The sequence below is a fragment of the Lacinutrix chionoecetis genome, assembly GCF_053604665.1.
In genome coordinates this window covers 99398-124495 of record NZ_JBSHNQ010000081.1, presented here as the reverse complement: position 1 = coordinate 124495, position 25098 = coordinate 99398, and the positions used below count along the sequence as shown (strand labels likewise).

Sequence of the window (25098 nt, the reverse complement as noted above, 5' to 3'; positions counted from 1 at the left end):
TACAGCCTGTAGCATTATCGGTTACCACAACGGTGTACACACCGCCTTGTGTTGGCATAATACTTGGCCCTGTTTCGCTTGGTAATACCGTGCCCTGATAACTCCACTCAAACGTGTATTGTGCAGGATCTAAGCCTGTGTCTATTACTGGTGAGTTAATGACTTCGCTACCGTTGGTGTTAATACATAACAGGTAGTTGTCTTCAAGAGTAAAGGCTGGTAACGGATTCACTTGTAGTGTAATTTGTGCCGTGTCGTAACAGCTTGAGGTATCAAAACTGTTGTCTACCACACCATCGTTGTTTAAGTCTACTAAATCGCCATTACCGTCACCGTCTAAGTCTATGTAATCCAGAACGCCATCGGCATCTGTATCGAAGCCGTCTGGGTTACCATCGCCATCGACATCTACAATATCGAAAATGCCATCGCCATTGGTGTCTATAGTGTCTATGGTACCATCGCCATCAACATCTAATCCTGTGGTGAGTGTGCTAAGGTCTAAGCTTATTGGTGCCACACCCATAGTATCGTTATCGACACGTACAATAATTACTTGCGGATTAACGGTATTGGTGTAGATAAATGGTAGCGGATTGGTACCTGCATCAGCATCGGCTTGAGTAGCGTAATACAAAATGGTGTAGTTTGCCGGATCTTGTCCGTCGAGTACTTCATCTATAATAGCCGGATCTTGTAAATCGAACTGAGCGGTATCGTTGCTTGGGTCGTTATCGAACTCCATATTATCGTCACACACCTCATAAACAATAGGGTCACCATCTGGATTGGCTTGTGCGGCCTCGTCTACTACCAGGTTAAAGGTAAGCTGCGTGGTATCGCATCCTGTGATGGTATTGGTGATGTTTACATAAATGGTTTGCGGGTCGCTGGTATTGGTGTACGGGCTGCTTAGGGCATTCATAGCCGTGTCTGCCTCGCCTTGCGACTCGTGATAGGTCACTGTAAAGACTGCTGGGTCCTGCCCGTTTAATATGGCTGGTGTCATGGTTTCTAAATCGAAGTCTGCGACATTGTCTGTATTGAGTTCGCATATTACATAATCTGCTACTGGTGTTACCACTGGTAGCGGGTTTACAATAATATCGAAATTAACCAGACTGTAACAGCCTGTGCCATTTAATCCTGTTGGGTCATCGCCATTGGTAAGACGCACGTAAATGGTTTGTGGTGTCACGGCTACGCCTGGATTGGCTGGGTCTTCGTTGGTATGCATGGTTGGGTCTGCTATGGCATTAGTACCCATAATAGCATCGTTTTGCGAGAGGTAGTAACTGGCAGTTACACCTACTTCGCCATTGATGATAAAGGCTTCGTTTTGTGTTAAATCGAAGACTTCCAACAAATCGTTTGGTCCTGTAATATCCACATCGTCACACAGTTCTAAATCTACAGGATCCGGACTTGGTGATGGGTTAGGGATCACACGTATGGTCACGGTTGTAAAGCTAAAACAGCCTGTGTCGTTATCGGTTACTCTTATGTACAGGGTTTGCGGCCCTGTCATGGTGTTGGTGTAATTGGTTGGGTCTGCTATGGCATTGGTATCGGTTTGCGCATCTGCCATGGTTTCGTAGTAAGTAACGATCCAGCTCACGTTGGTTGGACCTGTAATTTCAATATCTTCTACCGTTAAATCGAAACTGGTAAAGCCATCGTTGGCTTCCATGTAATTGGCATCTAAATCGTCACATTGGGTAAGCTCGTTGTCGTAAGCTGGATCGATAACTGGTGGAAATTCCACACGAATCTCAAAGCTTCCTGTGGTAACACAACCGTTGGCATTACTTACCAGACGTATGTAAATGGTTTGCGGGTTGGTAACGTTGGTGTAGTTGCTGGTGTTTACTATTGGGTTGTTTCCGGTATCGGCATTAGCTTGTGTGGTGTGGTAGCTTAAGGTGAAATCGGCTGGTGTTTGTCCGTTTGTAAAAATTTGTGGTGTGATTTCGGTATCGAAATCAAACTGGCTAAAGCCATCGTTGTCATCATCACAAATAACATAGTCGTCGATGTCTAAAGGTACTACTGGTGATGGGATAACCGATAATGGTAATTCTACTATAGTAAAGCAACCGGTAACATCGTTAGTAGCAACCACATATATGGTTTGCATATTTGCTACAATGTTAGCGTATGGGCTTGCTAAGGGATTGGTCATGGTCATGGCATCGTCCTGTGTTTCGTAATAGAGGATGCTAATGTCTGGTTCGCCATTGATAATAATAGCGGTTTGCGCGTCTAAATCGAACAGGGCAAAGCCATCGTTATCGTCATCACATTCTTCTACCACAACTGGCATGGCCACTGGTGATGGTAATGGGTTGACTCTTAAATCTAAGGTGATGGTGCTTACACAGCTGGTGTTGTTGTTTTCTGCGCGCACATAAATGGTTTGCGGGTTAACTACATTGGTGTATGGGCTAAAAATCTGCACATTGGCATCGTTAGTGTCTGCTCCTGCCTGCGTGGTAAAATAGGTTAGTGTAATGCCTGTTTGCCCGTTTAGTATCTGGGCGTTGGCATCTTCTAAATTAAATTCTTCGACTTCATCGCCTGGGTTGTTAATATCACAGAGTTCCAGTGGGTCTGGTTGTACCAGTACTGGTAATGGGTTTACTATTAACTCTAAGGCTACGGTTTTGTAACAGCCTGTGGCATTGTCTTCTACACGTACCCAAATGGTTTCCATGTTTATGGTACCGTTTATATAAGCGTTTGGCGTTGCAATCGGGTTGTTTGCTGCTTCGGCATTGGCTTGGGTCTGGTAGTAGGTAATGGTATACAGGGTTGGATCTAAATCGTTAGTGGCATCACCATCTAACAGGTTTAGTATTTCTGGTTCTTTGGTTGGTAAATTAAAGGTGGCAAACCCATCGGCATCGTTATCGCAAACGGCTAAGGGTGTTAAATCCTGAGCGCTGATGATTTGTGGGGTTGGGTTGACAATGAGCATAAGGTCTTCGAAACTGGCACAGTCTGTTGATGCTGTAGCACTCTCCACACGAATATAAATAGTTTGCGTATTCGCTACAATATTATTGTAAGGTACATCTGTAATTGCATTAACATTGTTTTGGGCATCTGCCATGGTCTCATGATAGGTAACAGCTAAACTCATATCTCCACCTGAAACCTGAACGGTAACATCACTTAAAGTAAACTCTCCAAAGCCATCGCTATCTGGATCACAGTATTCTAAGTTGGTAGGAGGGAAAGAAGTAGGTGGTTGTGCGACTACCAACTCTAACGTTGTTGTATCAAAACAACCTGTGTTGACATCTTCCACACGTACTGAAATAACTTGCGGATTTGAAATGTTGGTGTATGGATTTACTAATGGATTTACTGCATTGTTAGCGTCATTCTGATTTAAATAATACGTGACAGCATATGACACATTACCACCCGAAATCTCATTATTTTTTATAGATAAATTTATAGGTGTAAATCCATCTTGTATGTTATCATCACAAGCTTCCAAAGGTGTTGGATTGACTACTGTAGGGAGTGGGTATGCTGTAACCGTTACAGTGCCAGTTGCTGGACAGGTACTATTAGTTAAATAATCTACACTATAGGTTGTTCCTGGAGTTCCTCCTGTAATAGTTCCTGTTGCTGGGTCTATAGTTGCAGCATCTGTTGGCGCTGTATTAAATGAGAAAGTTCCACCTGGTGTTGCTACGGTATCTAAAATGGCACCGTCGCAGGTTGGTGTATAAACGACAGAAGTATCATCTTCAGAAAGCACAGTTAAAATTTCGGTATTTGTTGTTGGGCAGGCTCCAGAAGTAGTATATTGTATTGTGTAATCCGCACCAGGTGTAGCATTAGTGACAGCTCCTGTTGCTGGGTCTATAGTTGCAGTATCTGTTGGTGCTGGATTAAAACTAAAGATGCCTCCTGAATCTCCAATAATAGTCATGGTTCCTCCGTTACAATTTGAAGTGATAGCAAATGATGCGTCGTCGGCATTAATCACGGTAACTGTTTGAGATGCATTTTCAGGACATGGACCATTTGTAGAATATAGAACTGTATAAGTGGTATTAGAAATACCATTAGTAATTGTTCCTGTGGTTGCATCAATTATAGCTCCATCTGTTGGTGCTGGATTGAAATTGAACATGCCGCCTGTATCTCCAGTAATTGTAGCGGTTGCACCATCACATGTGGGAGTCATACTAAAAGACGCATCTTCTAAAGGTAAAACTGTAATGTTTAGGGTAGTGGTAGACGGACATATGCCAGCAGTTGTATATTCTACAGTATATGTTGCTGAAGGTGTTGCGTTTGTAATGGTTCCAGTAGCTGTATCAATAACAGCTGCATCTGTTGGTGCGGGATTAAATGTGAAGCTTCCTCCAGGAGTAGTAACATTATCTACTGTTGCACCATCACATGTGGCAAGCATTGTAAAAGACGAATCATCTGGATTGTTAACAATAAGATCGAACTCTTGAACGGTAAAGCAACCAGTAGTAGTATTTGTAATGGTTGCATATATGGTTTGACCATTACTCGTATTAGTATATGGACTAGTTAGAGGACTCATACCAATATTAGCGTCACTTTCACTTAAATAATAAGCTACAGCAACATCTGTTTGCGTACCAACAATAAGCGGTGTATTTGTTTCTAAGTTAAAAGTCGTTTGGCTGTCATTAAACGGAGCCACTGTATCACATTCTATTATATTTAAAGCATTTCCAGTAGGATCTGTTGGATCATTCGGGTCTGTTTCACTTGTAGGAGCATCGCTAAATTGTGCTGTTCCTGTCCAAGATAAACTAAAAGGGCTATTACCAATAGGTCTGTCTATAACAATAAAGTAAGACTCGCCAGCAGTAGCATTAATGGCACTAACAAAACTATTTCCTGCAGCTCCAGGTCCTTCTACAACGTCAGTTTCTGTGGTGCTTAAACCAGTTAAGTTATTGCCTTGTCCAGCAGCTGCAGGATTTGTGGTAGAACATCTAATCGTTGGACCTAAGTTTCCGCAAGTTGTATTTGGTCCGAAAATAAAAAAATCATAGTCTTCTGTTATCGCAGTACTATTGGGAGTTAATGTAAACGCTAAAGTTCCATTAGTTGTTACTGTAACTTCGAGCCAAAGACTGTTAGTTTCATTACTACCACATGAATTAGGGAATTCGTTACTATTATTACCAGATCCACTTACATCTAAAACAACATCAGAATCTCCACAAACGGTTACGGCATTTACACAGTCATTAGGTTGTTGTGCGATTACTGTAGAAGATTGAATAAAAAGAACAAGAGTAAATAGTAATTTTAAGGTATTCTTTAACATTGAGGCTGATTTTAAATTTTGAATAATAGCACCACAGAAAATATTTCCGCATGCAAATCTACTAATATTATAACAACTGAAATAATAAAAGTCCTAACATAAGAATTGGAGGAAATTTAAAGTAGGAGATATAAAAAACTAACGCTTTAAAGTAAAGTGGCCTTTAAATGCACGACCGTCATCTAATTTAACAGAAAACCAATAGTCACTTTGCGGTAAGGGTTTACCATTTAAAGTGCCATCCCAGCCAGGACTGTCAGTTTTTAATTGCGTTATTAGCTTTCCATAACGATCGAAAATATAAATAAGCGCACTGTTTTGAAATTTTCTCGAGATTCCATAAACTTGCCAATAGTCGTTAATGGTGTCACCATTAGGTGTAAAATACTCTGGAAAATCAATGACTGAAAATTGTTTTTCTACGACACCACATCCATTTTTATCTCTAACAAATATGGTATGTACACCAGGACTAATATTAGTAAATACATTGCTGTTTTGGTAAATACCGTTGATATTATCTAATGCGTACTCATAATCACCAATACCAGTATTAAATGTAACAGCAGTACTATTTGTAACTTCAATATTAGTAATATCTGCAATACTTGAAGTTTCTACTATAACGGTTCTTTCTGCAAAACAGCCCTCTGGATTTTCGAAAGAAATTGTTGAAATATCTGTAATTCTAACTATATAAGTTCCAGCGTTGTCAACTTGAATTTGTGGTGTTGTTTCGTTAGACTCTAACCACAAAAAGTTGTATTGACTATTTGGGTATTGCAAATTACCCACATCTATAGTTGTAGAATTTGTGTTATCATCACAGAAAAATATTTCTTCTAAAGGTTCTATTACAGGTTTGTTTATTATCGATAGTTCGATTTCGCTAATACTATAACAATCGCCATTTGGTGTATCTATACGTAAATAGATAATTTGATTACCGTTTACAGATGTGTAATTGTTAGGCGACACTATATCGTTTTCACTATTTTCTGCATCGAGTAAGGTTTCATAAAAAGAAAGAAAGTAATCTGGATTGCTAAGTATAGCTGCAGGAACATTACTTGTTAAATCGAATTCAGCATTTGCGTTCTCTGTTTCGCAAGTTGTTAGAATGCCTAAATCTAAAACAGGAGGCTTGTCTGCAATAAAAACTGTTCTGTAAATAAGTTGAGTTTCTCCCTGAGTATCAATACTAATAGTGACATTAAAATTTCCAGAAGATGAATATACATGAGTAGGATTGAGACTATTGGAGGTGTTGTTTACTCCAGAAGCAGGGTCTCCAAAATCCCAAGTAATACTGTCTATAACAGTTGAAGTATCTATAAGAAATGTTGTGGAATCTCCAAAACACGTATTATTAAAAATATTTGTAGCAAAAAAGTAGGACTGTATAAAAGGAGGTAGCCCAAATTGACTTATTTTAGTACCTAACGAAAACGAATCTTGTTCGTAATTACAATTTAATCCTATCTCATTTGGATTTTTAATGACGTTTAAAAAATGAGAACCAAACTTAGCCACATAAAGTTTTCCGTCTAAAGCTTGCTGAATGGCACCTAATCTACCATCCTGTTGCGTAATTATAACATCTGAATTTATAATTTGAGCTGCTGTGCTTAGGGTTAAATCATATTGGTGCAGTAATGAAATTTCGGTTTCATAATTTATTTCTGTTACGTAAAGTAATCGGCTATCCGGAGAAAATTCGCAACCATAAGGACCAATTGTGGAACTCGAATAATTTGCTATTGAAATAGGATTCGATAATATTCCAGTAGTGGCATTAAAGTCGAAAATTTCTGTTTGGTTATCTACATAAGATCTAACCGAGGCTATTTTTTCTCTGTTTGGAGACGCCTTCAAGTAACCAATTGTATTATTAATTAAACCAGTATGTATTGAGCCTGTTGCACTAACAACAGGTGTTGTGTTTACACCAACATCTGTAACTAAATAGGCTACAAATTCATTACTATTCCAGCGGTGACTAATAACCCAAATACTTAAACCATCTGAACTTTCAACAGCAGTAATTTTTTCTGTAATTGAAGCTTCTAATAATATGTTCTTATTTGTAGTAATTGCGCCAAGACCGTTGTCAAGTGTAATGTCAACTTCCGAAAATCTTAATCCACCAGCTCCTGCGCGATCATCTACGGTGAAAATATAGAAGATAGTCTCACTATCTGGTTTAGGAATTATAATTGCAGATTGGGTGCTAGAATCGTCACCAGTGAGACCAGTACCATTAATCATGATATTATGATTTTTGTTCCAGACAGTGGTACCATCTGTATAAAATAATAGATTGCCTTGTTTATTAGAGATTGTGGAACAACCTTCGGCAGTATCTATTACACCATCGGATAACTGATTTGGAAAACCACTACTAAAAGAGACACCTGCTTCTTCACCAAAATACCAATTAGCAGCTTGCTGCTGTGCAAATATTACAGAAGAACAGGTTATAATACTTAACCACAAGACTATTTTAAAATGTTTAACCATTTGTTATCGCTTTAAGGTAAAGTGGTTTCTGTACTCACGACCATCTTGCAGTTTTACGGAAAACCAGTAGTCGCTTTGCGGTAACGGTTTACCATTAAAAGTACCGTCCCATCCAGTATCTGATGCCTTTATCTGTGTGATGAGTTTACCATAACGGTCGAAAATTAAAATTTCGGAATTTGGCTGAAATATCTTCGATACGCCATAAACTTGCCAGGTGTCGTTTATGTTATCACCATTTGGAGTAAAGTATAACGGAAAACCAATAACCGAAATATTGGTATTAATGATACCGCAATTATTTTTTATATCTCTAATGGTTACATTATAAATACCTGGAGGAATTTGAGTAAAGACGTTGCTTGACTGATACGGTGTCGTATTTTCGTCTTGATCTGTCAACGCATATAGGTACTCACCTTCACCAGTAGTAAGAATTGTAATTTGATTATTATTTACACTACCATCCACTATAATAATTTCATCTATTTCAGCAATATTAGAGGGTTCTACAATAACTGTTCTTAGCTTACTACACATTGTTGTATTATTAGTCACTGTAACGGTATAAATTCCTGTTGTATTTACTGCTATAGTTTCGGTAGTTTCTGAATTGGACCAATTGAAACTGTAATCTGCTGCATTATCCATTAAACCTGCATCTAAGGTTATAGTATCAGGAAATTCATTTAAACAATACAGTAAAGTTTCATCTGCCTCCAAGGAAGGTAATGGGTTTATGGTTAAATAAACCTCATTTATTCCATAACAGGCATTGTCGTTCTCTACACGAACATATATGGTTTGGGTGTAAGGAACTGTATTTTGATACAATGTATTTAATGGATTATTTTCTAAAAGGGCATCATTTTCAGTTTCGTAATATGCTATATCTAATCCTGCAGGTAATCCGTTTAGAATATCAACAGAAAAATTATCTAAATTAAATGTGTTTATCCCATCCTCACTGCCTATTTCATCGCAAACAGGTTGTGCATTATAGTTGTTTATTTGAGTATCACTTGTTTCTAAAATTAATGTGCTAATATTAAAACAACCTGAGGTACCATTAATAACTCTTACATATATGGTTTGTGGGTTAGCAGTATTATTAAATGCATTACCGTCTATTTCGTTAGTATCGTTTTGTGCATCATTTAAAGTAGTATAAAATTGTGTTAATCTATCTGGAGTGTTACCAGTTAGAGCATTATTAGCTTGTGTAAGATTAAATGTTGTAAAACCATCTACCATGTCCTGTTCGTCGCACTGATAAATATCGGTGTCAAAAGCTTCGGGAATAGGATTGATAACTAAGTTAAAACTTTCTGTAGAATAGCAACTTGTATTATTATTGTTTTCAACTCTAACAAAAATAGTTTCTGTTACTGGGTTTTGGTTTGTGTAATTATTAGGGTAACTGTTGGTTGCAGCATCGGCATCTACCTGGTTACCGTAATAAGAGACCGCAAATTGAGCCGGGTTTTGAGAGCCAAGAATAGCTACGTTAAAATCTGATAAAACAAAAGCTGTCTGTCCATCCATAGGATTGGCATCATTATCACAAATCTCTAAATCGTTAGCCGAAGCAATTACAGGCGTATTAAAAGAAATAACATCAAAACTTGTTACATCGAAACAGTTGTGGTTATTTATATTATATATTCTTGCATAAATAGTTTGCGAACTACTGGTGCTTTGGTAAACTCCATTTATGCTATTGGTATTGGATGTAGCATCTAACATAGTAGTAAAATACGAAACAGAAAAAACGGCAGGGTCCTGGCTGTCTATTATTGATGCAGTTTGTGACGCTAAATCAAAATCTACAATACCATCGTTATTTACATCGCATGCCTCCATGTTAGAAGGTTGGTTGGCTACAGGTACATCGTAATAAGTTACAACAGCCTCTCCTTCTAGCAAACCACAGGTATTACCAGTAACTTCAATCTCTACTCTGTAAAGACCAGGCGCGCTAACAACCAAATCAAAATCGTCCTCAGCAAGCGGATTACCATCCATGGTCCAGGTGTAAATGGCTCCAGGAACATCATCTGCCATGAGAGTGTAGGTTTCTCCAATACATAGTGGGAGGTTTGTGGTATTCGTTCCGTTTTGAATGATATCAATATCTTCACTAAAAAAAGAAGTAATAAAAGGCGGTAACCCTTGTCTTGAATCAGAGGTTAAGGCAATAGCATTGTGTTGGTAATTACAACCAACACCTACTTGATTAGGATTATTAACAACAGATAAAAAAGGAGAGCCATCGTTATAAGTATTGCTCATGGCACGATATAATTTACCATCAGGACCTAATTGTAAACCGCCTCTATAGGTTTGTCTTTCGTCTAAAATTACTTGAGAACCACTTATGTTTCCGTTATTTAAATTGAATTGTAATAAACCTCCATATTGATTGTTAGGGTTGTTTATATCTCCATTATTAGAAAAAAAAGTTGATACATATAATAGATTATTGTTAGGTGAAAATTCTACGCCATAAGATTGTTGTTGTGCTCCATTTGGAGAATCAAAATTTATATTAATAAATTGGTAGTTACTAACGATCCCTGTATTAGTGTCAAAATCATGAAGCAATAAGCCTTGTCCAACATTGGCACTTACTAGTTTGCTGCCATCGGGAGAGAACTTTAAATACCCTCTGCTCTCCGTTATGCTGAAGCCTAAAGGCGAAGTTACTGGAGTTGTGTTTACACCAGCATCTGTAACTTCGTAAGCATAAAACGTATTGTTGTTTTCGCCACCATTACTATCTCCAAAAGTAATTACCCAAACAGCCTGAGTTTGACAGTCTTTTAAAACAGCACTCAGTTTTTCGGAAGTATTAGATAATAATTGGGTGCCAGCATTATTTACAACATCTCCTAAACCACCATTTAAAGTTAGGTTTACTTCATAGTAATTAAATCCTAAGTCAACATTGTCTAAGGATGGTGTATCTACAGTAAAAATATAATAAATGTCTGGATCGTTAGGTTTAGGTATAATAATGGCAGACTGCGTACTGGAAGGATCGCCTCTTAATCCAGTGCCATTGGGCATAATGTTATGGTTAGCGTTATACACTGTTCTTCCATCTGTGTAAAACAATAAGTTGCCATTAGCATCCGAGATACTCGTACATCCTTCGTCAGTCGCTAACTGGCCATTATTTAGTGGTGTTACAATATCTGTGTCTAAATTAAAATTTACACCAGCATTATCACCAAAGTACCAATTAGACGCTTCTTTTTGAGCGTTAGAAATAACACAACTTAAAAGTGTGAGTAATAATAAAACAATCTTTTTCATTTAAAATAAGCAATAGCTATCAAATATATAGTAATTGCCGCTACTTACCAATATCCATTGTGTTAAAATAAAGACAGTTTGTTAAGTGGTTATCTACAAATCACGCTTTAAAAGTAGTCTGTACGATAAGAATATAAACAAGGCAGACCACCCTAAAACAATAGCGATTTCGTACCAATGTACTGCATAGTCGTAGCTTAAGTCCTCTCCAACTTGGCTCGCAATCTCTTTAACAGCACCAAGTCTTGAGCCAGGTTCGTCTATTAAATTCCAAAGTGATTTAAACGGTAAAAAATTATAAATTGTATCTACCGTATCGGTTTCTCTATAGATGCCCTTAAAAATTAAATAGCTAAAAAATTCAATAAAAAAGTAGACCACAATAGCACCAATGGCGAATGCAGAACGTTTTATTAGCATGCCTGCAAAAAGTCCTAAGCAAAAGAACCCAAAGAGTTTTACAAAAAATGCTAATAAATATTCTAAGTCCGAAAAAATAATACTCGGCTCGTTATAACTGGAAAAAATTAATCCTAATATTAGCGAAATTATGAATACAAATAGGGTAGACACTAAAGCAAAAGCCAATACCGTATACACTTTAGAAAGTATAAACTCTTTTTTACTTAAACCATCTATTAAATTCTGCTTTATGGTTTTGTTACTGTACTCATTAGCAACCATAGATACAATGACTATAAGTAAAAAGAATTTTAATAGGCCAGCCACAAAAGTATTAAAATGCCAGATGTAAGGAAAATTAAAAATGCCTTGCTCGGCAAGATGAAAGTTTATTGGACCAATGTCGAATTTTATCGCGGCTATTAACGCAATAGAGGTAAGTAGCAAGAAATAAGCTAAAATTAATACCTTACTTGCTCTGTTATTCCACAGTTTTATAAGTTCTATATTTAAAAGTCTTAACATGATTGAATGGTTTTTTCTGAATAATAAAATCAGATATATGTTTTAAGCTGAAAAGCCTTCAGCATAATGTATTAATTATTTATTGTCTGTTAGCTGAAGGAATTGTTCTTCTAAACTTTCTTTTCGCATGACCAAATGAGAAATATAAATACCATTTTCCACCAGTTGCTTATTAAATGCCGAAGCTGAAAGCGGTGCATTTAAAAAGGCGGTAATTAAACCTTCTTTAGAAATAATTTTCTCAATAGAGGCATGATTTTTTAAAAACTGAATAAGTTTGGTTTCATCATCACTCTTTAGTTCAAAGAAACCATTACTGGAAATCATTTCATCAACACGTCCCGAATATAATTTTTCGCCCTTTCTTAACACCACAACATGTGTGCAAACCTTTTCTACTTCATCCAGTAAATGAGAGGCTAAAAGTATGGTAGTACCTTGACTTGCAATTTGTTTTATAATCGCTCTAATTTGATGAATACCTTGAGGATCTAAACCGTTTGTGGGTTCGTCTAAAATTAAAATTTCTGGGTCGTTAAGTAGAGCAGATGCAATAGCCAAACGTTGCTTCATCCCTAAAGAATAGGTGCTAAATTTACTATCCTTTCTATCTAAAAGCCCGACAACCTCCAGTTTTTCTTCTATTTTAGAATAATCTATACCCTTAATTTTACATACCAGTTTAAGGTTTTTGTAAGCAGACATGTATGGGTAAAAATTTGGACGCTCGATAATGGCACCAACCTTTTTTAATGCGTTGTGTGTAGAAACAGTGCCATCAAACCAATTAAATTCGCCACTGGTTTTATTAACAACATTAAGAGTAATCCCTAAAGTTGTAGATTTTCCGCTGCCATTTGGGCCTAAAATGCCATAAACATTCCCTTTTTTAATGGTGAAAGATAAATCTTTAACAGCTGTTAAATAGCCATATTTTTTTGTAAGATTATTAATCTGAAGGATGGTTTCCAAGATAATTTGATTTTTTGTTAGACACTAAAGCTCCCAAAATTCAGGAAAGCATCAATTGGTTTAAAAATAAGACGAAACTAATAAACTTTTGTTACAATCTTTTTAAATAAAAAAACCATTCTGGTTAAGAATGGTTTTAAAGTTGTTTTAAATATTTAGAAGTTAGTTCCAATTTTCATCGAAATCTAAATTGTCGTAATCATCAATATCGTAGTCATCGTCAAACTCGTTAAAAGTATCATCATCTTCGGCTTCGAAAACTTTTTCTGGAGCATTATCTGGTACTTGACCTTGCACAAACATTAAATTTGGGTAGTCTACACCTTCGTTCTCTTCGGCAATTTCAGCTAATTCAACGAAAAAAGTCCACATACTCAAAAAATCGTAAACGTAAATAAGTTTGGTTTGTGCCTCATGGATGGTATCAGACAAAGAAGTTTCGTTCATTAACCTCACTTGATTCGGGCCTTCACTCATATCAAATAAAGAAATCTCTTCACCTTGATTCCACTCATCGTCACTTAAATAAAAGGACGCCATTTCTGTACCATCAAAACCAAAAGATTGCGTAATAATATTATGCAAATCTTCCATTGTGTCTGTTTCTCTAATTTCGAGATCGCGAAACACATCGTCTTTTGTATCGTTGTCTAAAATGACTCTAAATCTATAAATCATAATATAATTTTGGTTTGCAAAGGTACAATTGTCTTCTATATTTCTTTAGAAATAAATATACTTTTGCGTCTGTTTTCTAAATATACATAAAATTGAATTCCGAATAAAATAGTGGCAATTACTAAATGCAATGGTTGGGATAAAAACGGAAAGTCGAAATAGTACATGGCAATGCCAGAAATCACTTCGAAAACAATACAAATTATTACTAAATTCATTTTATTGTATCCTAGTTTTAAACCTCTGTTTCTAACATATAACCAGGCATTTGTAAAAAATACTATAAATGAAAATGTTCGATGTACGTAAAACATAAACGTTGGATTTTGCATCCATAACGCTTTAGCGTAACCAATGGCTTTAATTTGCTCGTCTACATGCTGGCGTACTTGAGTTCCTAAAACAATTTGGATTAGTGTTAAAATAATAGCAAAAAGCAAAACATTTTTAAATTTTGAATCTTGTATTTGTTTTTTAAACGTTGTTTTCGAGGCGTAAATAAGGTATAAGATAAAAGCAACTATAACTAGAGCCATTACCATGTGAATGGTAATTTTGTAAGGAGCTAAATTAGAATCTACAACGGTTTTGCCAAGCCAGGCCTGAAAACCCATACTCAACACCGTTAGGATTGATAGTATGGTAATCCATTTGTTTTTTCGCCACAACCAAAAGGAAATAACAGTAAAAATTAAAATGGGAATACCAGCCAACGCTCCACAAAGTCTGTTAATATATTCTACCCAAGTATGCAACGGATTGTATTTGGCATAATCATGTTTGGTGTAAGTTTCCCAGTTATTTCGGTTTATTTTTTCTGAAGAAATAAAATCTCTTTCGGCAACTAACAGCGTTTCGTCTTTAATAATTACAATCCCTTTTTTATAGTTGTGATTTGCTTTAAACTCTAATTCTGAAGCTTGAGTAGGCGGGATATAATACCCAAAACATTTTGGCCAATCTGGACAACCCATTCCTGAACCCGTCATGCGAACGACTGCACCTGCAATTATAACAAGGTAAACCAAGACCAAGGCGACTTTTGCTAACGTTCTAAAGTGTTTTTTCATATCTGCTTTCCGTGAAAACGGTAATATTTTAAATCAATTTCTTTTTAAAACATAAACTATTTTCCATTGCTATGTATTGTCCGTAATTTTTAATAATTTCATACTCACATTTTTTATAGAAAGCAACAGCCTCTACCTGTCGTTTTCCAGTTTCTAGAACCGAATGACTATAGCCTAATTCCCGAGCCCAAGATTCTAAAGCGTTTAATACTGCTTCAGCAATACCTTGTCCTCTATATGCTTTTTTTGTAAACATGCGTTTAATTTCTATTGAACTAGTATTAAAAGGTTTAAACGCACCACAAGCAACAGCTTCATGGTTTTTGTAAGCTACAATTGTGTGTTTTAAAACATCGATATTATTAAATTTATTGTAAAAAGCATGCTCATCACCATCTGTAGTTTTTAAATAGCTATCTAAGGATTTTACTAAATTTATAAAATCTTGATTTCTTGAGTCTGTTCTAACAATAGTCAGCATTTTTAATTGGATGTTTTTAAACCTAAGGCTTTTCCTTTTTCGAGCATTAAGTTAAAAGCGGCTTCGTGTTCGTTTGGTATTTCACCTTCTAAAATAGCCTCTTTAATAGCTTCCTTAATAATCCCAATTTCTCGTGAAGGTTTTAAATTGAAAGTTTTCATAATTTCTTCTCCAGAAACTGGCGGCTGAAAATTACGTATACTGTCCTTTTCTTCAACTTCAATAATTTTCTCTCTAACTATTTTAAAGTTATTATGATATTTACTAAATTTTTTAGGATTCTTTGTCGTAATATCTGCTTCACAAAGTGTCATTAAATCTTCTACATACTCGCCAGCATCGAACACTAAACGGCGTACTGCAGAATCGGTAACGATGTCTTGTGCAAGCACAATTGGTCGGGAACTCATAAACACCAATTTTTGTACAAACTTCATCTTTTCATTTAATGGCATTTTTAGTCGCTTAAATAAATGATAGACCATTTTAGAGCCCTCAAATTCGTGCGCATGAAATGTCCAGCCTACTTTTTTGCTAAACTTTTTGGTTGGTGCTTTACCAATATCGTGAAGTAGTGCAGCCCAACGCAACCATACATCGTCTGTGTTTTTAGCAATATTATCTACCACTTCTAAAGTGTGGTAAAAATTATCTTTGTGCCTTTGTCCTTCTATTTCATCTATTCCTTTTAAAGCCGTTAGCTCAGGAAGGATGTGCTGTAATAAACCTGTTTTGTCTAAAAGTAAAAACCCGACAGAAGGTGTTTTACTTTCTAATATTTTATTGAGTTCTACAACAATGCGCTCGTTGGTAATTATTTTTATACGCTCATTGTTTTTGGTAATGGCATCGAGCGATTCTTTTTCAATAGTAAAGCCTAATTGAGTAGCGAATCTTATGGCACGCATCATTCGAAGCGGATCGTCGCTATAGGTAATATCTGGATCTAAAGGTGTGCGAATGATTTTATTTTTTAAATCTTTAACACCATTAAAAGGGTCTAATAACTCGCCAAAATTGGCTTGAGACAAATCTAATGCTAAGGCATTTATACTAAAATCACGACGGTTTTGGTCGTCTTGCAAACTCCCATTTTCTACTACAGGATTCCTGCTATTCTCGTTATAAGATTCTTTTCGGGCGCCAACAAATTCAACCTCGAGATCGTTGTACTTAAGCATGGCAGTACCATAGGTTTTAAAAACCTGAACTTTGGGTTTATTGGGTAAGTTTTTTGCTACTTGCTTGGCCAATGCAATACCGCTACCAATGGCAACAATATCTATATCTTTTGCGTCGCCACGATTTAATAAATAATCACGCACAAAACCTCCTATAACATAACTGTCGAGCTTTAGCTCTGCAGCCGATTTAGAGATTATTGCAAAGATTTTATGTTGTAATGCTTGTTTGTAATTCATGAATTAATACCAAATTCCAAATTCCAATGTTTCCGTTTTGGAATTTAATTAGTTAACGAATAATTTTAATCTTCCCATCGTTACTTAATTTGATAATAGATGATGGTTTTTCGCTAATTTTTTCATGTTGCAAATTTACGACATAATCCACACCTTTTAAAATGGCTTCATCGATTTCTTTAAAGGATTTAGGAACCGTTTTTCCTGCCAGATTTGCAGAGGTGGAAACAATGGGTTTGCCAAGTTTGCGTATTAGTTTTTCGCAGAATTCATGTTTAATAACACGAATGGCGAGTGTATTGTCTTCCGCAATTAAATTCTCTGCAATTCCAGCAGGATTATCATAAATTACTGTGGTAGGTGTAACAGCAAGTTCTAATATATTGTAAGCGACATTTGGGACATTATCGACATGTTTGGCAAGCATTCCAAAATTGTTGACTAAGCAAATCATTGTTTTAGATTCGGCTCTTTGTTTTAGCTTATAAATTTTCTTTACAGCTTCGGCATTAGTTGCATCGCAACCAATACCCCAAACAGTATCTGTAGGGTAAAGAATAATGCCTCCTTTTTTTAGGATTTCGAATGTTTTTTCTATTTCGTCTCGCATTATATTATGGTAGTTTCATTAAGGCTTTGTTGAAAAAAATTAAAGTGCCTTCTGTGCAGGTGTATAGAATAAAATCGTCCAGCTTGTTAATGGCATTTATAACGGTGTAAGCGCATTTTGGTTTCATTCTGTCATGTGTTTCAACATATATAACTTTAACTTTAGGAAGCCATTTTTCGTAATTAGATTTAAATAATTCAAGTTCTGCACCTTCAATGTCAATTTTTAATATATCTACTGTGTCCCAATTTTTATAATCTATTATGTGGTCTATTGTTACGGCTTCAATATCATAATCCTGGTCTTTAGTAACTTCTTTTACTACATAGCTATTGGTTGCGTTATAAGGATTTTCAATTTTAAAAAAAGCATTTTTATTATAAACTCCTTTTCTTAAAATCTCGAAGTTAGTATAGCCTTTCATGTTTTTTTGTATCATCTCAACATTTCCATTATCGATTTCTACAGCCACAATATCTGCGTCTGGATAGCGATATTTAAAAAATAATGAAGCGAAACCAGTATTTGCTCCTGCATCTATAATTGTTTTTGGTGTAAAGGTAAGCGCTATATCGTATATTTTTGAAATAAAGACCTCTTCGAAAGTCTCAAAATCTTTTGTGTTCTTCCTAAAATAAAAGGTTCTTTTTTTTCTTGTAGAATAGATGGTTTCGTGCTCTTTTTTTAAACCATTATAGAGTTTTAAAGCATCAAAAAAACTAAAATTATTTTTTAGCTCGATAAATCTTTTTAATTTTTTTAGCTTCATGGTCGTTTAAAATTTTATTTTCTGTTGTTGCTTAAGACTATTAGTTATAGATGTTCCTTTTAAAACAATAGGTAGCAAAAACCATTTTTTTGGTTTTATTAGAAATGTAAAACAGTAATATAACTTAATAAACAAATACTTTGCGTAAGGGTAGTTTTTGTTAACAACATACATATAAGATATTAAACCTTCTTTACTTATTGTTTTAGACATACCAGTGCTTGCTCCTTGATAATGTAAAATTTTTGCATCTGGAACCAATACACTTTTTAAGCCTAATTTCTCCAATCTGTAGCAAATGTCCATTTCTTCAAAGTAAAGAAATATATTGGTGTCAAAACCGCCTACATTTGCAAAAGCCTCGGTTTTAAAAAACATAAAAGCGCCATTAATAAAATCCACATTAACCGGTTTTTTGTATTCTACTTTACGTTTAGGATATTTATTAGGATAATTTTTCTCTAAAAAACTTCTGCCTAAAAGTAGCTTTCTAATGCCTTTATTATGGTCGAAAGAAGCAACATGTTCATCATGTTCATTGTAATTCTGTGCTGTAGATACACCAACATCTGGGTGGTTTTCCATATACTGAAACAAGATGCTTAAACAATCGTTTTTAAGCATAGCGTCATTATTTAAAAATAAAATATACTTAGATTGAGTAAACTGAGCTCCAAACATATTGCCACCACCAAAGCCAGTGTTAATAATGCTTCGTTGTAATGTAATAGAATCTTTTTTAGGGAAATTGTTTTTCAGGTGGTTGTAATCGTCTGTTTCGGAGTTATTATCAACAACAATAATATCATAACTTAATTCTTCACTGGTATTTTTAATTACAGCATTTATACACTCTAAGGTATACTTTGAAGTGTTATAATTAATGATAACTACCGAAATATCTTTCATAATTACAAATGTAAATAATCGCTATATACTTTTTAACTTGTTTGCTAAACTTTTATAATAGTCTTTAAAAATAACATACTTTTGCAACGGTTTTAAGTAAAACAGCGTTATTTTAATATGGGTAAGAGGAAAATACTAATTATAAGTCCAAGAGCTTTTGGTTACGTAGAATATTTATATCAAGAACTAAAAAAGCATGATGAAGTTGAAGTTAATATAGTCTATTTAGAATTTCTTGGTTATAAAAATGTTTATCAAAAAATTCAAAATTTCTTTTCTAAACTCTTTACAGGTGTTAATTTAAAAAAGACTTATTTTTTTATTGAATCTGAAGTTAAAGCTTACGGACGACAAGATGAAATTTTTATGATTCGCCCAGACTTTGTAAGCAATAGTTTTTTAAAAAAGTTAAGAAAAAAAACAGATAAATTTGTAGCTTATTATTGGGATAGTGCACAGCGTGTAGAACGTAAGCAGGAGATTATTCACTACTTCGATAAAATTTACAGTTTCGATAAAATAGATGTAGCCAAGTATGATTTTGAGTTTATAACCAATTATATTTTTGAATCAAGCACAGTTAATAAAAATCCGGAATATTTGTTTTTTAATATTTCTGGTAATGATGATGATTACAGATTTGGACAATTAGAAGCTTTTGGTAAATATTTAAAAAATAACGATTGGAGTTTTAAGTTTATATCCTTTCATCCCGCTTTAGAAAAGGCCAACCGAGGCATTATAGATGTTATTGATGAAATTATTTATGTAGATGAGGTGGTAGAACTTATTAAAAATGCTAAAATTATTGTAGAGTTTCAAAGAAAGCAACAAATAGGATTATCGTTTAGAATTTTCGAATCTTTAGGACTACAGAAAAAATTAATAACCAATAATACAGATATTGTAAATTACGATTTTTACAATCCACAAAATATTTTAGTGGTGGATGCAGACAACCCAATCGTACCAGAGGAATTTGTAAATTCGCCGTACGTGCCAATAGATGAGAGTATTTTAAAAAAATACCGATTAGAAAATTGGGTAAAGCGAGTATTCGATTTAAAATCTTAGACAGTAATACGCATGCAAGAGAAGAAAATTTTAATTATTGGTCCTCCAAGCTTAGGCTACTTAAAAAAAATTAATGAAAATTTACAGAAACGGAATGGCGTTGTTTCCAACATCATTTTAATAGATAGATATTCGTTTAAATATCGAAATTTTGCACATAAAATTTCTAATTTTTTAAGTAAGGTTTTTTTAAATAAAAACTTAAAGAAGGAATTTGTAAATACACATATTTTAGAGCAGGTGAAAACCTTAGGTAAGCAAGATGTTATCTTTATTATTAGACCAGATTTGCTAAAAGAATCAACTTTACAATTTTTAAAAACGCAAACCACATCTTTGCAGGCGTTTTATTACGATAGTACACGACGTTTTCCTAAGAAAGTAGATATTATTCCACTATTTGATAAAGTATATAGCTACGATCGATTAGACGTTAAAAAATACGGTTTAGAATTTTTAACCAATTATATTTTTGACGAAAGCAACCATACCAAAACAGAAAACATCTTTTTTAATATTTCTACTTACGATTACAGGTATGAGGCTATGGAGAAATTAGCAAAATACATACATGAGAAACAATGGGAAAAAGAGATTTTGGTTTTAGGTCCAGACGAGCTAAACTCAGACTACCTCACTATAATTAATAAACAAATTCCGGTAGATGAGGTTGCTGAAAAAATAAAGAAAGCCAAAATAATTATTGAAATTCAAAGAAAGGAGCAGGTAGGGTTATCGTTTCGTGTTTTTGAAGCATTAGGTCACAATAAAAAATTAATTACTACCAATGCAGATGTTGTTAATTACGATTTTTATAACCCTAACAACATTTTGGTTTTAGACGAAAACAACATAGAAATTCCTGAGGATTTTGTTAACTCGCCTTACGAAGCGGTTGATGATATCATTTTAAATAAATACCGTTTAAATCAATGGGTTTCGCAGGTGTTTAATTTAGAGTAAACTCCTGTAAATAGCTGCGTATTGTAAAGCTGCACGATTCCAATTAAAGCTTTTAGCACGATCTATATAAGCCTTTTCGTAGTTTGTTTTATTAGTTTCAAAAGTATGCATGCCTCTGTTAAAAACGTCTGCCATATATGTTGGTTCGAAATGATCCCAATAAAAGGCATGCTTACCTCCAATTTCTGGAAGCGAAGTTAAATTAGATAAAAATACGGGTTTCCCAAAACGCATAGCTTCAATAGGTGGAATGCCAAATCCTTCTAATAATGAAGGGAAAACAAAAGCAGTACAATTTTGCAGATAAAATTGTTTTTCGGCAGCACTAATTTTACCGATGTTAAAAACACGATTTTTAGTTTTTGTTTTAGATATAGCCTCTGCAAGTGTTGTTTTAGCATAATTATCTGTATCGTCTCCAGCAAATACCAAATCGTAATCTGGTAAATGTTCAAGCATTTCTACCAAAGTGTGTACGTTTTTACGTTTTGTCAATCCACCAATAAAAAATAAGAAAGGTCTGTTAGTGACCAAATTAAAGGAGAACTGCGACAGGTCTAAAATATCCTGAACCGGATTACCATTGTGTATTACATATTCCGGTACGTCTGGCACATCAAAATATTGATGTGTTGATGCCTTTGCATATTCCGAAATATAGGTAATAGCGCTACTTCGCTGTAATTTTTCAATAAACCGCTGGTTGGTTTTATGATTAATATCGCGGGAAACTTCATCTATAAAATTAACATCATGAACCGTTAATACATATGGAATGTTATGGTAAGGTTCTACCTTTATATTTTGATTCAGGCAATGCCAAACATCGTATTTTTTACGAATACGGAACAAGGGTTTTCGCGATAAAGCGCGATACTTTTTATAGTTGAAATAAGCGCCAAATTCTTTTTGTAAGGGAGAGGTGTCCTTTGCATGCAGGGTCATTTTAAAATCGGAAATCTCGGCATTATAAAGACCTTTAATTAAATGGTAATTAAATTGACCAAAACCATTAAAAGGGTTTTTAATATTATGAGATTCTAAAAAAACCTGTTGCATTTAATTGATATTTCTGTACATAGCCCACAATTGAATGTAGCGTTTGTAAACCGAAAACGCATGAACGTAACTTATTATAAATCCTTCTTTACCATCTAAAAATCCTAAGCGTAAAAAATATTGATGCATAAAGCGGTACCAAGGTCTAAAAAGAAAATGATACAAATTTGGGCGTACGTTTTTTTTATATAATTCCTCGGCTTGTAATTTACTATACTTACTTAGTTTTGCGTTATAATTATCGAACGATTTATAGGTTTGATGATCCACAGCATGTTTTAATGTTCCTACTTTTTCGTTGGTTTCTATAGATTCATGAACGGCTTTTCCATTGTATTTACAGTAGTTTTTATCGAATAAACGAACGGCAACATCAGTTTGAAAACCACTATATTTTATACGTTTTCCCATAAAATTAAAGTTACGTTTAACTTTATAAGCTTTTAATGGGTGTTTAGAATTAACGGAGTCAACTATTTCTTTGGCTAATTCTGGTGGGATTTTTTCATCCAAATCGAAAAACACAATCCACTCGTTTTTGGCTTTAGAAATGGCAAAATTTTTCTGGTCTGAAAAATTTTTAAATTCCCGTTGTATTATTTTTACATCATACTTTTTGGCTAAAGCGACAGTATTATCTGTGCTAAAAGAATCTACAATAATAATTTCATTGGCAAAAGACAAGCTCTCTATGTAGCTTTCTATATGTTGTTCTTCGTTATAGGTTATTGCTAATGCGCTTATCATTATTGGTTATTTGTTTTTTCTAAAATTTCCGCAGCTTCCCAAACATAATCTTTACCAAACTCTCCAAAATAGCTAATGTATTCTCCAGTCTTAGAGACAATAACAAAGCTACTACAAGGATAGTGATATTTAAAAAAAGATTTCTCTATTACTTTACTTGGGTCTTCATGCCAGGTTATAATTCCATCATATCTCTCAAGACCTTCGTAACTTTTATAAATATAAATTGGTTTTACTTTAGCAATTTCATATAACTCATTTTCTAATTCGTTATACCATAAAGTAAGACTTGTTTTTGTTGCAGAACCACTTGAGTTGCATGGATCTTCACCGGGATAAAAAACAATTATAATAGATTTATTTCTGTCTATTTTAATGCTTGTTTGTTTTTGTAGAATAGAATCTAAATAATTTCTGTTTTCAATTTTGCCAGTTTTTTTTCTTAATATAATTCTTTTATGACCAAGAGAATCTGAGTAGGTTGCTATATATTTTTTGTTTTTTTTTCTCTTATTATTGAACTTACTTTCATTGATTTCATTTCCGGAACCATCAAAATATTTCGAATTTGTAATAGTTTTCCGAGAGCCAGAACAAGAAAAAAAGAATACAACTATTAATATTGCAACAGCAATTTGTTTCATAGGTAGTGTAACACTTATTATATTTGTGTCAAATGTAAACATTTTACAAACATTTTTTTTATAATTAAACCGAAATGCCAAAGCTTCCTATTTTAATGTACCACAGTGTTTCTGCTAAAAATAGTGAGAGCAGCGGTTTAACTATTTCTAAAGATAATCTCGAAGCGCAATTTCGTTATTTAAGAGATAATGGCTACACGAGTTTACATTTTAACGACTTACAGCAATTTAAAACGCCTGCAGATTTTCCTGATAAAGCAGTGATAATAACTTTTGATGATGTTTATGTCAATCAGTTAGAATTTACCTATCCATTATTACAGGACTATGGACTAAAAGGTTGCTTTTACATTCCGTTTCAATATGTTGGAGGCGTTAATGCGTGGGACGAAGGCGAAGAACCTATTATGTCTGTTGCACAACTTAAGGCTTTAAATCCTGATGTTGTAGAACTTGGTTTGCATTCTTTTGAGCATAGACGATATAGCGAACTTTCTACGGCAACCATTGAAGAGGATTTTAATAAATGCAAAGCCTTCATTGTTGAAAATAAACTTGAAGTCCATAACACAATCGCTTATCCTTATGGTAATTATCCAAAAAAGAAGGAAGAGCAATTAGCATTTTTTAAAGTTTTAAACGACAATAAAATAGCTTACGGTTTGCGTATTGGTAATCGCGTAAATACGTTCCCATTTAAAAACAATTACAAAATACAACGCTTAGATATTAAAGGAGAAGATACTTTAAAAAGTTTTGAAAGAAAGTTAAAGAAAGGGAAGCGTTGGTTTTAAAAATATAACAGATTCATATAGATGTTTACCTAATCCCACGTTGTAACAACATCAACTTTACATACCGCGAAAACACGCCATAAGCATTAATGGTAGCAACGGTTAAACCAGGAATACCATCCAAAAATCCACCACGTAAAACATAGCTGTTAAAAAAGCGGTAAAACGGCTTAAAAGCCAAATGGAAGTAGGTTGCTTTTTTGCCCTTTTTCAATAGTTGTTCTGCCTGAAACCAAGCGTAATTGTCTTTTTTACTAATATAATGCTGTAAGCCTTTATAGGTAAAATGTAACACAGGATTATTGAGTTTTCCAATGGAACCATCAACAATTAGTTTCTCATGTACAGAACCTTCAAAATGGCACTTTTCTCTAATAACCAGTCGGGTAACGTTATCGCTGTGGTGATACAAAAACCTATTCATATAAAAATGAGGAAAATTAAGCTTGTAGCCAGCGTGCTCTCCAGACTCTATAGCTTCTAATATTTCTTGCTGCAATGGGTTAGGAATGCGCTCATCTGCATCTATAAACAAAACCCATTGGCCTGTAGCATACTTTAAAGCATGATTTTTTTGGTTAGAAAAATTATCGAATTTACGCGAGAGTACTTTACAATGGTATTGTTCTGCAATGGCTACAGTGCTATCTGTACTCATAGAATCGACAACAATAATTTCGTCTGCAAACCGAACAGAACGCAATGCTTTTTCAAGATACAATGCTTCGTTATAAGTAGGTATAATTACAGAGAGTTTTGTCATAATAATGGCTTAGTGCAAACTTACTAAAAAATCGATGATGTTAT

Annotated in this window: 19 protein-coding genes; 3 read left to right on the top strand and 16 right to left on the bottom strand. The window is 34.6% G+C overall.

The annotated features are described in order from the left end of the window. The 12 genes from ACVC43_RS09045 to ACVC43_RS08990 form a co-directional block, all read right to left on the bottom strand. The coding region (locus ACVC43_RS09045; RefSeq protein WP_452224186.1) for a hypothetical protein at positions 1–5335 on the bottom strand (5335 nt) is incomplete at its 3' end. Positions 5336–5473: 138 nt separating this feature from the next. Then, positions 5474–7855, bottom strand: coding sequence for a T9SS type B sorting domain-containing protein (locus tag ACVC43_RS09040; RefSeq protein WP_452224185.1), 2382 nt, complete (start codon positions 7853–7855; stop codon positions 5474–5476). A gap of 3 nt (positions 7856–7858) precedes the next feature. Further along, positions 7859–11173 carry a T9SS type B sorting domain-containing protein gene (locus tag ACVC43_RS09035; protein WP_452224184.1) on the bottom strand — a complete coding sequence of 1105 codons (3315 nt, stop codon included), beginning with the start codon at positions 11171–11173 and terminating at the stop codon, positions 7859–7861. 93 nt (positions 11174–11266) lie between these two features. Further along, on the bottom strand, positions 11267–12100 hold the full coding sequence (locus ACVC43_RS09030) for an ABC transporter permease (RefSeq protein ID WP_452224183.1): 834 nt from the start codon (positions 12098–12100) through the stop codon (positions 11267–11269). 75 nt (positions 12101–12175) lie between these two features. After that, on the bottom strand, positions 12176–13072 hold the full coding sequence (locus ACVC43_RS09025) for an ABC transporter ATP-binding protein (protein WP_452224182.1): 897 nt from the start codon (positions 13070–13072) through the stop codon (positions 12176–12178). A 162-nt stretch (positions 13073–13234) separates the two neighbouring features. Further along, on the bottom strand, positions 13235–13750 hold the full coding sequence (locus ACVC43_RS09020) for an IS1096 element passenger TnpR family protein (RefSeq protein WP_452224181.1): 516 nt from the start codon (positions 13748–13750) through the stop codon (positions 13235–13237). A gap of 35 nt (positions 13751–13785) precedes the next feature. Beyond that, positions 13786–14820, bottom strand: a complete 1035-nt coding sequence (locus tag ACVC43_RS09015) for a COX15/CtaA family protein (RefSeq protein WP_452224180.1) — start codon at positions 14818–14820, stop codon at positions 13786–13788. Positions 14821–14848: 28 nt separating this feature from the next. Then, the gene (locus ACVC43_RS09010; protein ID WP_452224179.1) at positions 14849–15301 is read right to left on the bottom strand and encodes a GNAT family N-acetyltransferase; all 453 of its coding nucleotides are present in this window, start codon (positions 15299–15301) and stop codon (positions 14849–14851) included. A gap of 2 nt (positions 15302–15303) precedes the next feature. Then, positions 15304–16722, bottom strand: coding sequence for a CCA tRNA nucleotidyltransferase (locus ACVC43_RS09005; RefSeq protein ID WP_452224178.1), 1419 nt, complete (start codon positions 16720–16722; stop codon positions 15304–15306). 52 nt (positions 16723–16774) lie between these two features. Further along, positions 16775–17332, bottom strand: a complete 558-nt coding sequence (locus tag ACVC43_RS09000) for an L-threonylcarbamoyladenylate synthase (RefSeq protein ID WP_452224177.1) — start codon at positions 17330–17332, stop codon at positions 16775–16777. Between the two features lie 4 nt (positions 17333–17336). Beyond that, positions 17337–18101, bottom strand: coding sequence for an FkbM family methyltransferase (locus ACVC43_RS08995; RefSeq protein ID WP_452224176.1), 765 nt, complete (start codon positions 18099–18101; stop codon positions 17337–17339). A gap of 6 nt (positions 18102–18107) precedes the next feature. Further along, entirely contained in the window at positions 18108–19010 is a 903-nt protein-coding gene (locus ACVC43_RS08990) for a glycosyltransferase family 2 protein (protein ID WP_452224175.1), read from the bottom strand. Positions 19011–19127: 117 nt separating this feature from the next. Here ACVC43_RS08990 and ACVC43_RS08985 point away from each other — a divergent pair, with 117 nt between their 5' ends. Further along, positions 19128–20084, top strand: coding sequence for a hypothetical protein (locus ACVC43_RS08985; RefSeq protein ID WP_452224174.1), 957 nt, complete (start codon positions 19128–19130; stop codon positions 20082–20084). A 12-nt stretch (positions 20085–20096) separates the two neighbouring features. Beyond that, the gene (locus ACVC43_RS08980; protein ID WP_452224173.1) at positions 20097–21047 is read left to right on the top strand and encodes a hypothetical protein; all 951 of its coding nucleotides are present in this window, start codon (positions 20097–20099) and stop codon (positions 21045–21047) included. On the opposite strand, the gene ACVC43_RS08975 is transcribed toward ACVC43_RS08980, so the two are convergent. From ACVC43_RS08975 to ACVC43_RS08965, 3 genes are read right to left on the bottom strand one after another with little or no spacing between them, the layout of a single operon-like run. Further along, positions 21039–22106, bottom strand: coding sequence for a glycosyltransferase family 4 protein (locus ACVC43_RS08975; protein ID WP_452224172.1), 1068 nt, complete (start codon positions 22104–22106; stop codon positions 21039–21041). The genes ACVC43_RS08980 and ACVC43_RS08975 overlap by 9 nt on opposite strands. Beyond that, positions 22107–22853 carry a glycosyltransferase family 2 protein gene (locus ACVC43_RS08970; protein ID WP_452224171.1) on the bottom strand — a complete coding sequence of 249 codons (747 nt, stop codon included), beginning with the start codon at positions 22851–22853 and terminating at the stop codon, positions 22107–22109. After that, on the bottom strand, positions 22853–23497 hold the full coding sequence (locus ACVC43_RS08965; protein WP_452224170.1) for a hypothetical protein: 645 nt from the start codon (positions 23495–23497) through the stop codon (positions 22853–22855). Before ACVC43_RS08965 ends, ACVC43_RS08970 begins: the two co-directional genes overlap by 1 nt. 74 nt (positions 23498–23571) lie before the next feature. Here ACVC43_RS08965 and ACVC43_RS08960 point away from each other — a divergent pair, with 74 nt between their 5' ends. Then, positions 23572–24291: a polysaccharide deacetylase family protein gene (locus ACVC43_RS08960; protein ID WP_452224169.1), complete on the top strand. Its 720-nt coding sequence runs from the start codon at positions 23572–23574 to the stop codon at positions 24289–24291. Positions 24292–24316: 25 nt separating this feature from the next. On the opposite strand, the gene ACVC43_RS08955 is transcribed toward ACVC43_RS08960, so the two are convergent. Beyond that, entirely contained in the window at positions 24317–25054 is a 738-nt protein-coding gene (locus ACVC43_RS08955) for a glycosyltransferase family 2 protein (protein ID WP_452224168.1), read from the bottom strand. Positions 25055–25098 lie beyond the last annotated feature (44 nt).